We start from the raw sequence: 16,401 nt of genomic DNA, 5'->3' as shown, positions 1-16,401 counted from the left end.
AGTCATAATATTGTGAAACCATAGCTTGTGACTTGCTAATACAACTGCAACTAGCCTATTTCTAGCCTCACCTAGAAAAAAGTACTGGTACTGGTAACAATCATGACGCGATCTCCAAATTCAGGAAACAATCAGGAACCATCTAATCCTCGTCTGTGGCTCCTGCTTTTACGACGTACCAGTTTAGCTGTGGGTGGGGTTTTGCTAGTTGGAATTATAGTTGGTTTTTGGTGGGCTAGAAGTTATGTATATAAGGATTTAGCCCCATTAGTACAGCAAAATCTCCAGCAATTGTTGGGGCGTCCAGTCAAAGTTGGGGAAGTTGAACGTTTTTCGCTAACTAGTCTGAGATTTAACTCTCTATCGATACCAGCAATTCCCACTGATCGAGATCAGGTGGTAGTAAAAGCTTTAGAGGTGCAATTCTCGCCGTTGCAACTTCTACTTACCCGAAAACTGGCTTTAAATGTCACGTTAGTTCAACCCAACGTCTATATTCAACAGGATAAAGATGGTCGTTGGGTGACAACGCAAATTAAGGCTGGGGGAGGACAAGGCTTGATTCAAATTGAGTTGCAAACACTGCAAATTCAAGATGGCAATGTCGAGTTGATGCCATTCGCCGCACCTACGAAACCGAAAGGCTCAGTAATATTAGATCATGTTGGTGGTGTTGCCCGATTTTCAGACCAAAATCAAAGGATTGGTTATGACATCAATACTCAACTCACCAGGGGAGGCGCTGTTAAGATTGTTGGCGAAACCCAAATAAAAGCTCAACAAACTAACCTCCAACTACAAGCACAAAATTTCCAAGCATCTGATATTACTCGATTAATTCAGTTACCCATCGCTTTACAAGGAGGATATTTAAATGCCGATTTAGGCGTTCAGATTCCTCCAAAACTTTCAGACATAGCGATTACAGGAACCGCGACAGCTAATCAAATCACTGCCAAAATTCCCAATATTCCTCAGCAGATTTCTAATTTTAATGGGAAATTTCTATTTCAGGGGCAGACAGTTGCTTTAGATAATCTGAGTACGAACTTTGGCAAAGTTCCCATTATAGCGAATGGAACAATTAATTCTCAAACAGGTTTTAATTTTTCTGCTCAGATTAAACCAGTTAGTGCGAAAAATATCTTAGATACCCTGAAAGTTAATTCATCAGTCCCAGCTAGTGGCGAAATTCAAGCAAATATTCAGGTATTAGGTCTACTTCAGCAACCTGTCCTCAGTGGTACAGTAAGCAACACCAAACCTATTCAAGTTGACCGTGTTCAATTTAAAACTATCAATACTGATTTCCGGTTGAATGTCTCTCAAACTGCATCTCAACTTACTGTTTCCAATCTGAAAATAGTCCCCGTAGCTGGTGGTCAAATTACAGGCGGTGGTCAAGCTAATCTTGGAATCAAAGATGGAGTAATATTTAATGCTCAAGCTGATGGGATATCAGGAGATATACTAGCACGCAGCTATGGCGTGACTCTACCGATCGCAGTTGGCAATGTTTCTGCAAAAGCCCAAATTTCTGGCTCACTGAGCAAACAGCCCTTGAACCTTAATGTTTCCAATGTTCGGGTAACACCAGCAGCCGGAGGGCAAATCACAGCCAATGGTCAAATTCAACTGGCTCCCCAAGGTCAAGTCGGTGTAAATATTCAAGCTCAAGGTATCCCAGGAAATGCGATCGCTCAAGGTTATGGTATTTCAACGCCAATTAATGTTGGTGGTATATCTGCGAACGCGAAAATTTCTGGTTCTCTCGGTAGACCGTTAAACGTCAATATTGCTCGCGTTCAAGCAAATCCAGAGGTGGGAGGACAAGTCACAGCTAGCGGTCAAGTTCAGCTTGCACCCCAAGGTAGGGTATCGTTGAATGTGCAAGCAGAAAATTTACCAGGGGATGCGATCGCCAAAGCCTACAATTCCTCACCCTCCATCACCATTGGGAATGTCTCGGCAAATGCGAATATTTCCGGCACTCTCAGCAACTTGCAAACAGTCGCGCGAGTGCAAGCGCCCAACGCCACCTATCCCACTACCGGACGGGTTGTTGTTACCAAACAAGGAGAGAATATCCTTTTCCCCGATGCGGTTTTGAACGTCGCAGGTGGGACAATTCGGGCCAGAGGTGAAGTTGCCCAAGAACGTTGGCAAGGGGGTGTCCAAACTTCTCAAATTCAACTCAATCGGTTTTCACCACAACTACGAGGACGGCTCAATAGTAATATTCAGTTAGCAGGCACAACCAAATCTTTCCAGCTGGCAGATATTCGCGCCGCCGGACAAATCCGCCTATCCCAAGGGGTAGCGTTGCTAGCAAAACCGCTCACCGCACAATTTCAGTGGAATGGACAGCAGATTATCGTTGAAAACGCAAGTACCCCAGGATTGAGTGCTAATGGTGCGATCGCTATTCAGTCTCCCCCAACTGGCGCACCCCAAATTGCGGGATTTGATTTAAATGTACTGGCGCAGAATTTCAACTTACAAAATACTGGTTTTAAAGTTCCTGGTGACGTTGCAATAGCAGGGCTACTAGATTTTAATGGAAAAGTTACAGGTACTCCAGATGTACCGCAAGCTAATGGCAATATCCGACTGCGGAATTTTAAGGTTAGTGACTTGGCATTTGACCCACTTTTAACCGGAAAGGTGAATTTTCAAGGTGGACAAGGGGCAACTCTGCGATTAGCTGGAAAGCAAGACCGGATTGCGCTTAACTTAGGTGCAAATTATCGTCCCACTTCATTTTTAGTTCGGCGGGATGGCGCACTCACCACAGGTAGAACTGAGGGAGATAACTTGTTCATCAACGCTCAACAGTTTCCCATCGCTCTGGTTGGCGGCTTTTTGCCTAACAATCAATTGAAACCATTGGCGGGGCAACTATCGGGTAATTTAGTTGTCAATCTGAATAATTATGCCATTGCGGGGGATGTAGCGATCGCCCGGCCTCGGGTTGCCAGAGTTGCAGCCGATGAATTTCGTGGCAGCATCAATTATGCCGATGGTACTGCTAGCTTGGCTAATGGTCTATTGCGGATTGGCGATAGCAACATCGCTCTTAGTGGCAATGTGCAAACAGGAAATGACCCGAAATTTCAATTCCAAGCTAATTTTGCCCAAGCCAAAATCCAGAGACTTCTACAAGCGTTCAATATCTACGACTTTCAAGACCTTGGTAGCGGGTTGCAGCCTCCCACCTTAGCAGGAGCAGAGGCACTTAATACCGAGTCTATCAGTTTGCCCAATGCAGATTTGAAAACACAGCTAGCATACTTCTCGAATCTTACAGCAGCCAATGCCAAACAACAGCAAGTAGAAACAAAACAAACCCCCTCTTTGCCCAGCCTTGCAGAATTAACAGGTGCTTTAAGCGGAGCAATTACAGCCAATGGCTCGTTAAAATCTGGGTTGAATGTCGGCTTTAATTTTCAAGGTGCAAACTGGCAATGGGGTGAATATTCCATCAATCAAGTGTTTGCTCAAGGCAATTTCGCCGATGGTATAGTCACACTTTCGCCATTGAGTATTGGGATAAATCAAGGACTAGTGGCCTTTTCAGGACAGTTAGGAACTGAACAACTATCTGGAAAGTTGAATGTAGCAAGTTTACCTCTATCACTTTTAGAACCTTTTATCGAAAAATATCCCATAGATATCACTGGTAATGTCAATGCTGATGCCACTATAGCGGGTAGTTTGCAAGACCCTAGTGCGAAAGGCAAAGTGACTTTAGCGAATGCAACTCTCAACAAACAACCTGTACAAACAGGAGAGGTTAATTTTGATTACAACAAAGCTCGTTTGAATTTTGATAGCACCTTACTAGTGACCGGAACGCAGCCAGTTGCCATTACAGGTAGCGTACCGGCTCCCTTACCTTTTGCCGACGTGCAACCGGATAGCAATCAAATCAGCATCAACGCCAATGTGCAAAATGAAGGATTAGCACTATTAAACCTGCTTACCAACAATCAAGTCGCTTGGGTAGACGGTCAAGGAAAAGTAGATTTAAATATTCAAGGTACTTTAAACGAACCAATTATTAACGGAAATGCCACACTTAATAATGCTACCTTTCGCGCTCAAGCCTTATCCGATCCTCTCACGAATGTCACAGGGACAGCGCAATTTAATGGTAGTACGGTCAGCGTTGAAAATATCCAAGGTAATTATAATCAAGGGCAAGTGACTGCATCAGGCATCCTGCCAATTTTTGATTCTCAGCAAACCGCAGCGAATCCTCTGACAGTATCAATCGCAGACAAACTCAATTTTAAGCTTGCAGGACTGTATGAAGGAGGTGTAGGCGGTGATATTGTCATTCGGGGAACAGCGTTAAAACCTGTAATTGGTGGAGAGATTAAACTGAGTGATGGTCAGGTAATTATTGGCAACTCAACGACTGCTAATAATAAAAAATCAGCAGCTACAGCAGAGACTAATACTAAAGTCATAAATCTAAATAGACAAGAGGTTAACCCTAACGCTACACCGACAGCAGAGAATAGCGCTAACCCAGTAGTTACAGCAGACGGAAGCGCTAACCCAGTGACAACAGCAGGCGGAAGCACTAGCGCAGCAACTCCACCCAATCTACCGATAAAATTTGCAGATTTAAAGTTGATTTTAGACAAGAATATTCGTGTTACCACTCAATCTTTACTAAGCTTTGTACCAGGAGGAGCTGCATTGAGTCAGCCCCTATTGAGCTTTGACGCTAAAGGCGATTTGACCATTAATGGTACATTAGCCAAGCCACTTCCTGAAGGAGTCATTCGTTTAACAGGAGGAAGAGTCAGCTTATTCTCCACTGAGTTTACCTTAGCGCGGGGTTACGAACAAACTGCGCGGTTTAGTCCAAGTCAAGGGCTTGATCCTACTTTAGATGTCCGGCTGACTGCAATTGTACCGGAAGCATCGGTAAAGAACAGTCAAGTTTTGGAATCACCATTGTCTGCTGAAATTAGCGATGCTTCTGTAAACAACTTTGGAACTTTACGTACCGTTACCGTTCAAGCCAGTGTAAACGGGCCAGCGAGTAAATTGGGCGACAATCTAGAACTGACCAGTGAACCTAGCCGTAGTAAAGGTGAAATAGTTGCTTTATTGGGTGGCTCAATTCTGAATTCTTTCGGTCAAACAAATGCAGGCCAAGGGCTGACTAATTTCGCTAGTTCTACCATTTTAGGTAGTTTACAAGGAACTATTACTGCGATCGGACAGGCTATTGGTTTCAGTGAATTTCGGATATTTCCAACTCCATCTACCAATCAAACAACAACAACTTCGGTTCTAAATTTATCAGCAGAAGGTGTGTTTGACATCAATAGAAATTTCTCTGCCTCTTTATCGCGCGCCCTTACTAGCGATGACTCTTTCCTTTACAATGTGCTTTATCGAGTCAATGACGAAATTCTGATGCGAGGCTCAACTAATTTGGGGGATGAAAATCAATTCCAAGTTGAGTATGAAACCCGATTTTAGAGGATGTATAGCAACGGACAAGAAGGTTAGGACATTAACTGATGATAAAACCTATATACAAAAACACTTTCAACCCAGTCCCCAGTCCCCAGTCCCCTGCTATATTACATAATTTTTAGTGTTCTCCTCGCAGGTGTCGATCAAAAAATCGTGTAAGTTGATGCCAAGCATCTTCCGCCGCCAAGGGATTGTAGTCGGATCGTTCGTGACAAAAAAAACCATGTCCCGCATCGGGATAAACTTTTAGGGTGTAGTCTTTGCCCAGTTCTTGAAACCGCGATTTTATTTGTTGAATGCGATCGCCTAAAATAAACGGATCAGTTCCACCAAAAAATAGATAGATAGGTACTGTAATATCTTTCACTGCATCAATCCATTCATCGGCAACCATACCGTAGAAGGGAGCCGCTGCGGCAATTTCCTTTGACAACTTACAAGCTGTGAAAAAGGTTAAACCGCCACCCAGACAGAATCCGGTTACGCCGATGTGATTGGGGTTGACTGCTGGGTGTGACTTTAAATAGGCTAATGCGGCTCGAATATCGTTTACCATTGGCTGGCCGAAATCCAAGCGCCACATCATTGCCATTGCCCGATCAACTTCATCGTAGCCAAATTTGTTGTCGGGCAACTCGCGGTAGTATAGATCGGGGATGATTACTACATATCCTTCATGGGCGATTCGGGCTGCTACATCTTGAATATGTGACGTTAAGCCAAATGCCTCCATCAGCAGTAGAATGGCAGACTGACGCTCAGGATGAGTTGGTGTAAACAAAACAGCAGGCATCTGCCCATCTAGTGTAGAAATTAACACCTCGGTTTGTTCAATTGGCATCTTCTTTCTCCGATAGAATCTGTTGTTAATAGCTTAAAAACTTGCAATTGAGGATTCTAGAAGAAAGTTGCGGGATTTTAGTATATTATTGCGATCGCTCTTGTAGGAGTTGTTTTGGTGTGACACCAACCTGGCGTTTAAAGCATCTTGTCAAATGGCTTTGATCGGAAAAACCTGTTTGCGTCGCAATATCCGCAATGCTCAGGTTACTGTGCTGTAACAAATATTTTGCCTTCTCAATTCGGCGTTGTAGGATGTATTGGTGGGGTGTGATTCCCATCCGTTGCTTAAACAGACGTAGAAAATAGTAGGGACTGAGTTGTGCGATCGCACTCAATTCAATGAGCTTCAAGTCTTGATAGAGATAGTCATGAATATAGTCTGTGATTTTTTGCAACGTTCCTTGAGATAATCCATCTGAATAACTAGAAAGCTTTGGTTGCGTGCTGCAATAGTTCCGTAAAAGGTGAATTGCTAATGTCGTTTTGAGACTGTCAATCAACAAATCACCGCCAATTTTGCCTGACTCTAATTCATCTCTCAAACTCGAAAAAATTCCTTGAATTAGCACATCTTGCTGACTCATAAACCGAGGTGTGAGTTCAATGCTGCCAGCAACAAAATCCTGACCCACTAGTTGGAGAAGTGCAGGCTCAATTGCCAAAACCATAAACTCAACTGAAGTATTCCAGTTACAGCGATGGGAAATCCCCGCCGGAATTATTGCAATATCTCCATCTCTGCGCCTTTCTGGCTCCAGCTTTCCATCTAACCATCGCTCTCCTGATGCCATTTTGCGATCTTGTAGTTCTCCTGGTGAGCCAACAAGCCCACAAGCAATGACATGCATCGTATGTTGATGTTCAGCGATTTCAAATTTTGGCTGTTGGTAAACTCCTAGATGCAGGTGACTCCAGCCAGAACTTGAAAGGATAGAGGATTTCGGCAATAGTGAATTAGCAGCATTCTCTTGGCGGTAATCAATAACTGGCACTTTCATTTTATTGAAGGGGGCAGGAGGCAGGGGGCGGGGCAGGGAGAGATTCGACCTTGGATGATTTGTTTGAACTGAAGTAGCTCCCGTTTGAACTGAAGTAGCTCCCGTTTGAACTGAAGTAGCTCCCGCTTGAACTGAAGTAGCTCCCGCTTGAACTGAGGTGACTAATCTTCAAACATTGGTCATTAACATTCTGATTTTTATGACTGACAATAGGTAAAAACCCGATGAGAGTGTTATTTCAGCTATTTTCTAGGGGAACAAAATTGTTGTACTCCTTGGGGAAGTTGCCGACACATCTGCTGGAATCTTTGAGGATTAATTTGCCACCAAACAAATAATCCCAGACTTGTAGCCCTTACAAGCAATGCTAATACTTCCCCCAGTCTTAACAAACGCTTATCCCGTTTAGGTTTTGTAATGAAAGTTGGTCGAATTTCTGGTATGAAAGATGGTTCCTCTAAAATATCCAAATCTAGATCCAAACCTAGATCCAAATCTAGATCCAAATCTAGCAAAGTTTCCAAACTTTCTGTAAAGGAAATTATTTTATCGTAAATTAAGGGGTTTAAGACTCAAGGAGGGTGCTAGGGCTAAAGTTTTTGTCAGATCGGTAAGGAGAATGCGATCGCACAGGTTAAACAGTTCTGCCTCGGTCTGTGTCTGTCGCATCAGCCGCAGGAAATGACCTTCAGCGTCAACACTCAGGGCAATGTAGTTGAGGAACATTTTGAGATAGCCGACGCGTGCGCGCTCTGGCATAGTTGCTGCTGTGGGGGTTTGCCATAGCCGCTCAATATAGTTGCGTACCTCCACTAAAGGAACGGGTGCGATCGCCTCTCCTCGCAAAGCCTGGCGAATCTGATTAAAAAGCCAGGGATTCCCGATTGCCCAGCGTCCCACCATCACACCCGCCGCGCCTGTTTGGGAAAGCACTTCAAGAGCAGTTTTCGCAGAGTGGATGTTGCCATTGGCCAGCACTGGGCAATGGACTCGTCTTACCGCTTCGCCAATCAAATCATATTTCACTGCTCCGTGGTACATATCTTTCACCGTGCGACCATGCAAACTCAGCAAATCGATGCTGTGGCGATTAATCGTATCTAGAATTTCATAAAAGTTATCTGTATTTTCAAAGCCGACGCGCATCTTAACGGTTAAAGGGCGATCGTTCACTGCTTGGCGCAGTTCTCCTAAAATCCGATCCACTTTTTCTGGTAAAAGCAGTAATCCACCCCCAACATTTTTGCGATAGATTCTCGGTGCGGGACAGCCCAGGTTCAAGTCAACTCCAGCGATATTATAGCTACAGAGTTCCTTTGCTGTTCTTACTAAGTCTGGAATGCTTTCGCCAATCATTTGAGCAAAAACGGGCCGACCTGTGTCGTTTTCAGTGATTGATGCCAAAATATGACGATTGAGCCGTGAGGTATCATTGACGCGGAAATACTCGGTAAAAAAGTAGTCAGGGCTGCCATAGTGGGCAATAACCTTCATAAACCAGAGGTTTGTCACATCCTGCATGGGCGCAAGAGCGGTAAGGGGTAGGGATGGATGGAGCGATCGGGGAATATCATGTCCGGTTAAAGACTTATCATTAAGGCAGCAGGGGTGTAAAGGAGCAGAGGAGAGGCGCTTGTGGGCTTGCTGCATAGATTTGAGAATTAAAACTAATTAGCCGGACTTGATATAAAAGCGTGTACAAGAAGTATATTCAGGGTAACAGCTGGCTTTCACCAACCTAACTATCGCTAACCAAAATTTACTTGCTTGCTTAAGAAATCTCGAAAGCTGGAATGATAAAAACTGTAGTGGATTTCTCCATCTATTTGTTGGAGTGTTAAAAACTCACGCCAATTTTCCAGAACTTCTTCAACATCATATTCATCAGCATTAATTGTACTAGCAATGCTTCCTGCTGATATGAATGATGAAACTTGCACCAACACACTCAGCACAGATAATTTCAATTCCTTCTCTTGGCTTGACGAATTCGGAGGAATCATTTTGTGCTGATGCTGCTGATAATACGCCTCTAAACCAGCGGGGAGTCGATCAAACTCCTTAGAGATAATAGGTAAAATCTGGCTGAGGTACATGAAATTGTTTTCGCTTTTGGTGGTTAGTTGTGCTGTAAGTTCTTCGTTATGATTGACGTATTGTCTAATGTATGCTTGTACATCCTCTTGGTTTTGTTGTGGATATTCTGCTAAGTCAAGAATTTGAAAAGGTGTTTCTATCAACAAACCAGATTGTTTTCGCAGGTATGGGCGGCGCGTAAGAAGGAAATAAACGCCACGCGGCAGATATCTGGGAAGATAAAAGAGATTTGAGCCTTTTGTTTGGTCGGTGTGGTTAACAGCATCTAAGGCATCGATAGCAATGATAAACTTTTGCTGAGGTTCTAGTTTATCGCTGACTTGCTGAAGCAGGGAATGTAGAGACGCAAAATTTTCTGTCTCGATTTGTGTGGAAATAGTAGTAATAAATTCCTCAGCGCGATTTTTGCCTGGTAATTGGGCGTTGTAATAGAGAACGTGGAGATTTTCTGTGACGTACTTGGCGAGGATGGCACTTTTGCCACTACCGGGTGCGCCAATTATGCTAAAGTAACCGCGATCGCAACGCTGGAGAAAGTTGGATATAGCGGTGAAGACGAAGGCGCGACCAACAAAGTTTTGACTTTTTTCGAGAATGACTTGTTGAAATTCAGTTGGGTAGGAGGGACTATTGATTGGCGTTGGGGGTCGAGGTGAAGTGTTCATACTTTTTAAACATTCTCCAACCGCAAAAAATGCACTCTCCCTGAAGACTCCCCTGCCACAATTGTCATCCCATCTGCTGCAACAGCGCAGCAATAAAATTGGGCCTCTGCTGTAAAGGTGGCAATTTGTTCCCCAGTTTCCAGATTCCAAAGTTTGAGCGTGTTGTCCCATGAAACAGAAATTACCTGCTTGCCATTGGGGGTGAGGGCTACTGCTGTCACTCTGTCATTATGACCGTAGAAAGTCAGTTCATCTTCTCCAGTTTCTAAATTCCAGAGTTTGAGCGTTTTGTCACCTGAACCAGAAATCATGTGTTTGCCATCTGGGGTGAGGGCTACTGCATTTACCGAGTCGCTATGACCGTGGAAAGTCCACTCATCCTTACCAGTTTCTAAAGTCCAGAGTCTGAGTGTTTTGTCACCTGAAGCAGAAATTACCTGCTTGCCATCAGGTGTGAAGGCTACTGCTGTTACTCTGTCGCTATGACCTTGAAAAGTCCGCTCATCTTCCCCAGTTTCTAAATTCCAGAGTCTGAGTGTTTTGTCACCTGAAGCAGAAATTACCTGCTTGCCATCAGGTGTGAAGGCTAATGCTGTTACTCTGTCGCTATGACCTTGAAAAGTCCACTCATCCTCCCCAGTTTCTAAATTCCAGAGTCTGAGTGTTTTGTCCCCTAAACCAGAAATTACCTGCTTGCCATTGGGAGTAACGGCTACTGCATATACCGAACTGCTATGACCCTGAAAAGTCCGCTCATCCTTCCCAGTTTTCAGATTCCAGAGTTTGAGTGTTTTGTCCCATGAACCAGAAATCACGTGCTTGCCATCGGGAGTGAGGGCTACTGCATTTACCCAGTCACTATGACCGTGGAAAATACGCTCATCCTCGCCAGTTTCCAGATTCCAGAGTTTGAGTGTCTTGTCCCATGAACCAGAAATCATGTGTTTGCCATCGGGGGTAAGAGCTACTGCATTTACCGAGTCGCTATGACCGTAGAAAGTATGCTCATCCTCGCCAGTTTCCAGATTCCAGAGTTTGAGTGTGTTGTCTAATGAAGCAGAAATCACATGCTTGCCATCGGGGGTAAGGGCTACTGCATTTACCCAGTCGCTATGACCGTGGAAAATACGCTCATCCTCACCAGTTTCCAGATTCCAGAGTTTGAGTGTGTTGTCTAATGAAGCAGAAATCACGTGCTTGCCATCGGGGGTGACAGCTATTGCTCTTACCAAGTCGCTATGACCGTAGAAAGTATGGTCATTCTTCCCAGTTTCCAGATTCCAGAGTTTGAGTGTGTTGTCCCATGAAGCAGAAATTACCTGTTTACCATCGGGGGTGACAGCTACTGCTGTTACTGAGTCACTATGACCTTTAAAAGTCCGCTCATCCTCCCCAGTTTCTAGATTCCAAAGTTTTAGTGTGTTGTCACCTGAACCAGAAATTACCTGTTTACCATCGGGGGTGACAGCTATTGCTGTTACCCATCTGCTATGACCGTAGAAAGTATGCTCATTCTCCCCAGTTTCTAGATTCCAGAGTTTGAGTGTGTTGTCACCTGAACCAGAAATTACCTGCTTACCATCGACAGTGAGGGCTAATGCTATTACCCTATCACTATGACCATAGAAAGTACGCTCATCCTCCCCAGTTTTCAGATTCCAGAGTTTGAGTGTGTTGTCCCATAAACCAGAAATCACCTGCTTGCCATTGGGGGTAACGGCTACTGCATATACCGAACTGCTATTACCTGTGAGGGTCAGAAGTAAACTTCCAGCAGGAGAAACTAAATTAGATATTAACGGACGCAAACAAGGTAAAATTTGTTGTTGTTTTGCTACTTTGAGCATTGCTTGAATTTCTAGTATTGCAAAGTGCTGCATTCGCCCCCACAATTGCCCTGCTAGTTGCATTTTATCTTTTTCTAAGATATGCGCTGACAGGCGCAAAGCTCCTTGAATCAATTTCAGCGTTTTAACTTGCTCTGGATTATGTTCTGGGTTGTTTAATAGCTCTGAGTCGTTAATTAAATCATAATCCTCAATTAGTGAATGCACACCAAAATCAGAATGGTTGACTTTAGCATCAATAAAATCAAAATCAGTGAGTCTTTTGTAAAATGCTTTCCACTTTCCTATCTTTGCTTTAACACGAGGGTCAATAAGGATAGTTCGCTGGTCGCTTAAAGATAACTGGGCAAATTTCTCAGTAAAACTACTCATCTTCGTCCTCACTAGGTTTGAGGCTTGCCCACAATTGGTCATTAGAATCGGAAATCAGACGATGAACCTCTTGCCAATCAATATTATTATTCTTTTTTTCTCTTTTTAGACTAGGTTGATTGCGGAGGAAATCTGCAAAACTTTGGTGATAAATTGAGTAGTAATCTTCCTCATTTTGTTTTTGTTTTCTCAAGAATTCCAGCCACTTATTCAAAAGCTCCAAGACATCATATTCATCTCGACCAGTGATGCGGGCAATAGATTCACAGGAAATTGGTTTACCGACCTCAACCAGTACACAGAGGATAATCGCATTTGTGCACTTCTCTGGAGTTTCCATTCCCATCTGCGTCCAATGTTGTTCATAATATCCCTGAAGTTTCTCAGGTAATTCTTCTAAACTTAAGTCTTGATAATCTCCTCTAGCAATACTGGGTAAGACATAGTACAGGTACATAAAATTATTTTCACTTTTTTGTGCTACCTGCTCAATAAAATATGGCGGCTGAATGTTGCGTTTTTGAATCCATGCCTTTAAACCAGGATGCTCATGCTCATCATTGATAAATGTACTAATGTACTCTGTCACATCTTTTCGATTCCAGTCTTCATACTTATTGGCTGTTAAATCTAACTGTTGTTCTGGAACTTCTTCGGTTAACAAGCGCTTTTCGTTTTGGGCATAGCGTCGCCTAGTTAGCAGAAAATATATCTTCTCTGGCAGATTTTTGGGTAAATCTAAAAGATTTCCTGACCCTGGTTGTTCAACTTCATCGAGTGCATCAACCACAATTACTAAGGGTTCACCAACGGTCAGCTTTTCATTTACTTTCGTTAGCAAAGTAGGTAAATTATCATTGTCTGCATTCTGTAACTGATAGCGATTAATCAGTTGTTGACGAATACTTTGTAGAAATTGCTCTGGTGTATTGCGACCTTCTGCCTGAATATTGAAGTAGCAGATAGCTTTGTATTTAGATACGGATTGGGCCGCGATCGCACTTTTCCCCATACCCGCATCCCCAATCACAGTAAAATAACCTTTGGGATGCTTTTTGAGGAAATCATCAAACTCATCAAATATAAATTTTCGACCACAAAATGCTTTTGTTTTCTCTTCAATTAGTGCCTTAAACTCATCTGGATAAGGAGAATATTCTGTAAGTTCCGTAGGTATATTAGATAGAACTTCTCCAGGATTCTTAGAGCGTTTTGCCAAACTGACAAAAACTTGATGAAATTCCTGAACCTGAGCTAATTCTATTTTTGCTTTTTGTGCCTCATCTTTTAATGTATTCCATTCTTTATTATTGGTAGACAATGCGTTTTCTGCAAAAGCCTTGGCAAAAGCTTTTTTAATCTCTTTATTTCTAAAAAAATTAAGTATATAATCAGATTTAAATACGCCATACTCTACCAAAGCATAAGCATAAACACCTTCAAAATCTTTGGGAGGCTGTATTGAATCAAGGTTAAAACTTTTTAGAATTTTAATAATATATTCGTTACGTTGAGCCTGCTGTATAGCAAGAGAAACAGTAGCAGGTGCAACAGCTTTAATAGCATTAACTACAGATACGGGGTCAATATTCATCTTTTCTGTGGTGAGAGCAGGTTGTGATACCCTTACCTTATCGCATATTTACTGAGTTACATTGCCAGTTCCCGCCTGGTGCAGTGATGTAGAGTTATGTGTGGTGCGATCGCTAACCTATCTCGACTTACTAGCGATCGCCACTTGATTGTCCGTCACCCTAAATGTAGAAGTTGTTCTTGCCAACATTACAATGTTTGGGAGAAACGTTGCAATGTTCCTCATCAACATTGCAACACTCATAAGGAATATTACAATATTCCTCATCAATATTACGACATTCATAAGGAATATTGTAATTTTGATGATAAAGATTACAATATTCCTTATCAATACTGTAATATTCGTCATCAACATTAAAATATTTCGGTATAACCTATTTTCTAGGGGAACAAAATTGCTCCACTCCTTGGGGAAGTTGCCGACACATCTGCTGGAATCCTTGAGGATTAATTTGCCACCAAGCAAATAATCCCAGACTTGTACCCCCTACAAGCAATGCTAAGACTTCCCCCAGTCTTAATAAACGCTTATCCCGTTTAGGTTTTGTAATGAAAGTTGGTCGAATTTCTGGTATGAAAGGTGTTTCCTCTGAAAGATCCAAATCTAGATCCAAACCTAAATCCAAATCTAGCAGAGTTTCCGAACTTTCTGTAAAGGAAATTAATTCCTCTTCTTCTTCTTTTTCTTCTTCCTCTAGTTCTACTTGTTCCTCCTCTTCTTCTCGTTCTGCTTGTTCTTCTTCCTCTTGTATTTCTGCTTCTATAATTTCTTCTGGCAACGCCGGAGTCACAGGTACTAAATATTCTGGAGAAACACGGCAATAAGTCAGAACAACCGATGTATTATCACGCCCATTTTTTTCGTTTGCCAAGTTAATCCAGTTGTGGACAGCATCTTCAACTGTCATTTGCCCCGCTAACACAGGTATTGCATAATCCTGCCAAGATTGTTCTACCCAGTTATTATCACTTAAACCATCAGAACACAGTAGCAAGATGCCATCTTCTTCCACAATAAATCGCTGAACCTTGAGACGTAAAGATTCTGAATCTCTTGTCCCCAATGCTTGAGTTAAGGCGCTAGCATCTGGTCTTAGAAGTGCCTTTCGATACAAGCTTTTTGCAAGGCGGACTTCTCGCGTTGCCACATCATCATCGACAGTGAGTAGCTGGCAATAATTTCGAGTAATCCAATAGGCGCGGCTATCGCCAACATTAGCTAAGTAAAGTTCATGGGTATTATTTGATTGCCATCCAGTACTTGTCTGGACTCGTTGGGGAATTTGCACCGCCATGACAATTGTTGTAGCCATGCGTTCTCTGCCTTGGCGTTTTTGTTCATCATTGCGGGCACAAATCAGATTATTTATTACCCGTAAGCTTGCTTCTAATTGTTCTTGTAATAACTCTGGGGGTAAAAGCCCAGTTTGTTGTGTTACTTCCGCTAGTAAAGCGCGAATTTGCAACTTTACAGACTGCACTGTTAACTTACTGGCAACCTCACCGCCTTCATGGCCGCCAATACCATCGCAAACAATCGACAAGTGGCGTAATAAAGGTTCATCTAAATCACTCAAAGCATTGGGATAGCAAGCGTCTTCATTTTGCGCCATGATTGGGCCAATATCTGTAGAGCCTGCCACCTTCAAGACTAATGGCAATTCTGCCGCAGCCGCTAGTAGTAAATGATTGAGTTGAAAATTAATCGCTTCTAACTCAATCTCAGTTTCACACATCTCCTGAACTATGTTCTGTAACCCTTTGGCTACTGATGCTTTGGCAGACACTACCCAAAACTGCCAACACTCACCTAGACTTTGTAAACTCAGCTTCTCATCTGCTGGTGTTTGGTAGAGTTCCAACAGTCGCACACACCAACCTTCGACCCTCAAGTTATCTATTACTAGTAAACTGTGGCTAAGTCCCAGTTCAGATAAAGGTGTCCAAAGTTGGAGAATTTGCCACAGCCAATAAACTTGTCGTACTGCTGTTGCTTGCTCCCATGCCTCAACGATAGTTGGATAGATATTTCCTGTATTATCTATCGGCACATTTTCCAATAAAAGGATATCAGTTGTATCTCCCTCAAGGTTACTCGCAAACCCATAGGCCTGGGGTAAATGCAACCGCTCTTGATATAACCGTAAATAAGGAATTACTTCTGTTGGCAATTCTTCAGGTATATCTGGCGGTAGTCCCGGTTGAGTATCCAACCAAATCTGCTGTTTAATTACTTCATACCTATCTGCAACCTTTGTACCTGGTGGAATTTGAGCAGACAATGAGCCAGTCGCCCGAAGATAGCGGTGAACTAAAGGAGTTTGGCAATTGGCACAAACACTATCCCCCATTGGATTAATGGGGCTATTACAGCGTGGATTTATACAAAAAATTATCAGTTGGGTAGAAATCATAAAGGTATAAATTTAAAAAACAATCAACTCATGAACTTCGATTAACTTTAGCTGGCAATGAATTGAAGGC

Annotated in this window: 9 protein-coding genes; 1 reads left to right on the top strand and 8 read right to left on the bottom strand. The window is 42.8% G+C overall.

Going from position 1 to position 16,401, the window contains the following annotated elements:
• Positions 1-102: 102 nt before the first annotated feature.
• On the top strand, positions 103-5,502 hold the full coding sequence (locus tag V7L07_RS09755) for a translocation/assembly module TamB domain-containing protein (RefSeq protein ID WP_335057257.1): 5,400 nt from the start codon (positions 103-105) through the stop codon (positions 5,500-5,502).
• 115 nt (positions 5,503-5,617) lie between these two features.
• Here the strand turns inward: V7L07_RS09755 and V7L07_RS09750 are convergent, their stop codons facing one another.
• From V7L07_RS09750 to V7L07_RS09715, 8 genes are all read right to left on the bottom strand, one after another.
• Positions 5,618-6,340, bottom strand: a complete 723-nt coding sequence (locus V7L07_RS09750; RefSeq protein WP_335057255.1) for a dienelactone hydrolase family protein — start codon at positions 6,338-6,340, stop codon at positions 5,618-5,620.
• A gap of 85 nt (positions 6,341-6,425) precedes the next feature.
• Positions 6,426-7,340: a helix-turn-helix transcriptional regulator gene (locus tag V7L07_RS09745; protein ID WP_335057253.1), complete on the bottom strand. Its 915-nt coding sequence runs from the start codon at positions 7,338-7,340 to the stop codon at positions 6,426-6,428.
• A 242-nt stretch (positions 7,341-7,582) separates the two neighbouring features.
• Positions 7,583-7,864 carry a hypothetical protein gene (locus tag V7L07_RS09740; RefSeq protein ID WP_335057251.1) on the bottom strand — a complete coding sequence of 94 codons (282 nt, stop codon included), beginning with the start codon at positions 7,862-7,864 and terminating at the stop codon, positions 7,583-7,585.
• A 22-nt stretch (positions 7,865-7,886) separates the two neighbouring features.
• Positions 7,887-8,990 (bottom strand): tRNA dihydrouridine synthase, encoded by a 1,104-nt coding sequence (locus V7L07_RS09735; protein ID WP_335057249.1) that lies wholly within the window; start codon positions 8,988-8,990, stop codon positions 7,887-7,889.
• 98 nt (positions 8,991-9,088) lie between these two features.
• Positions 9,089-10,102: an AAA family ATPase gene (locus V7L07_RS09730; protein WP_335057247.1), complete on the bottom strand. Its 1,014-nt coding sequence runs from the start codon at positions 10,100-10,102 to the stop codon at positions 9,089-9,091.
• 5 nt (positions 10,103-10,107) lie between these two features.
• Positions 10,108-12,321 (bottom strand): hypothetical protein, encoded by a 2,214-nt coding sequence (locus V7L07_RS09725; RefSeq protein ID WP_335057245.1) that lies wholly within the window; start codon positions 12,319-12,321, stop codon positions 10,108-10,110.
• Positions 12,314-13,915, bottom strand: coding sequence for an NACHT domain protein (locus tag V7L07_RS09720; RefSeq protein WP_335057243.1), 1,602 nt, complete (start codon positions 13,913-13,915; stop codon positions 12,314-12,316). The genes V7L07_RS09725 and V7L07_RS09720 overlap by 8 nt, the downstream gene beginning before the upstream one ends.
• Positions 13,916-14,291: 376 nt before the next feature.
• Positions 14,292-16,331 (bottom strand): PP2C family protein-serine/threonine phosphatase, encoded by a 2,040-nt coding sequence (locus V7L07_RS09715; RefSeq protein ID WP_335057241.1) that lies wholly within the window; start codon positions 16,329-16,331, stop codon positions 14,292-14,294.
• Positions 16,332-16,401: the final 70 nt, after the last annotated feature.

The sequence above is a fragment of the Nostoc sp. genome, assembly GCF_036916985.1.
GTDB lineage: Bacteria > Cyanobacteriota > Cyanobacteriia > Cyanobacteriales > Nostocaceae > Nostoc.
This window is presented reverse-complemented; position numbering and strand designations above follow the sequence as displayed.

Coding starts and splice junctions, on each gene's coding strand:
- V7L07_RS09725 (WP_335057245.1), bottom strand. CDS start 12,321: ATGAGTAGTTTTACTGAGAAATTTGCCCAGTTATCTTTAAGCGACCAG.
- V7L07_RS09720 (WP_335057243.1), bottom strand. CDS start 13,915: ATGAATATTGACCCCGTATCTGTAGTTAATGCTATTAAAGCTGTTGCA.
- V7L07_RS09730 (WP_335057247.1), bottom strand. CDS start 10,102: ATGAACACTTCACCTCGACCCCCAACGCCAATCAATAGTCCCTCCTAC.
- V7L07_RS09735 (WP_335057249.1), bottom strand. CDS start 8,990: ATGCAGCAAGCCCACAAGCGCCTCTCCTCTGCTCCTTTACACCCCTGC.
- V7L07_RS09755 (WP_335057257.1), top strand. CDS start 103: ATGACGCGATCTCCAAATTCAGGAAACAATCAGGAACCATCTAATCCT.
- V7L07_RS09715 (WP_335057241.1), bottom strand. CDS start 16,331: ATGATTTCTACCCAACTGATAATTTTTTGTATAAATCCACGCTGTAAT.
- V7L07_RS09745 (WP_335057253.1), bottom strand. CDS start 7,340: ATGAAAGTGCCAGTTATTGATTACCGCCAAGAGAATGCTGCTAATTCA.
- V7L07_RS09750 (WP_335057255.1), bottom strand. CDS start 6,340: ATGCCAATTGAACAAACCGAGGTGTTAATTTCTACACTAGATGGGCAG.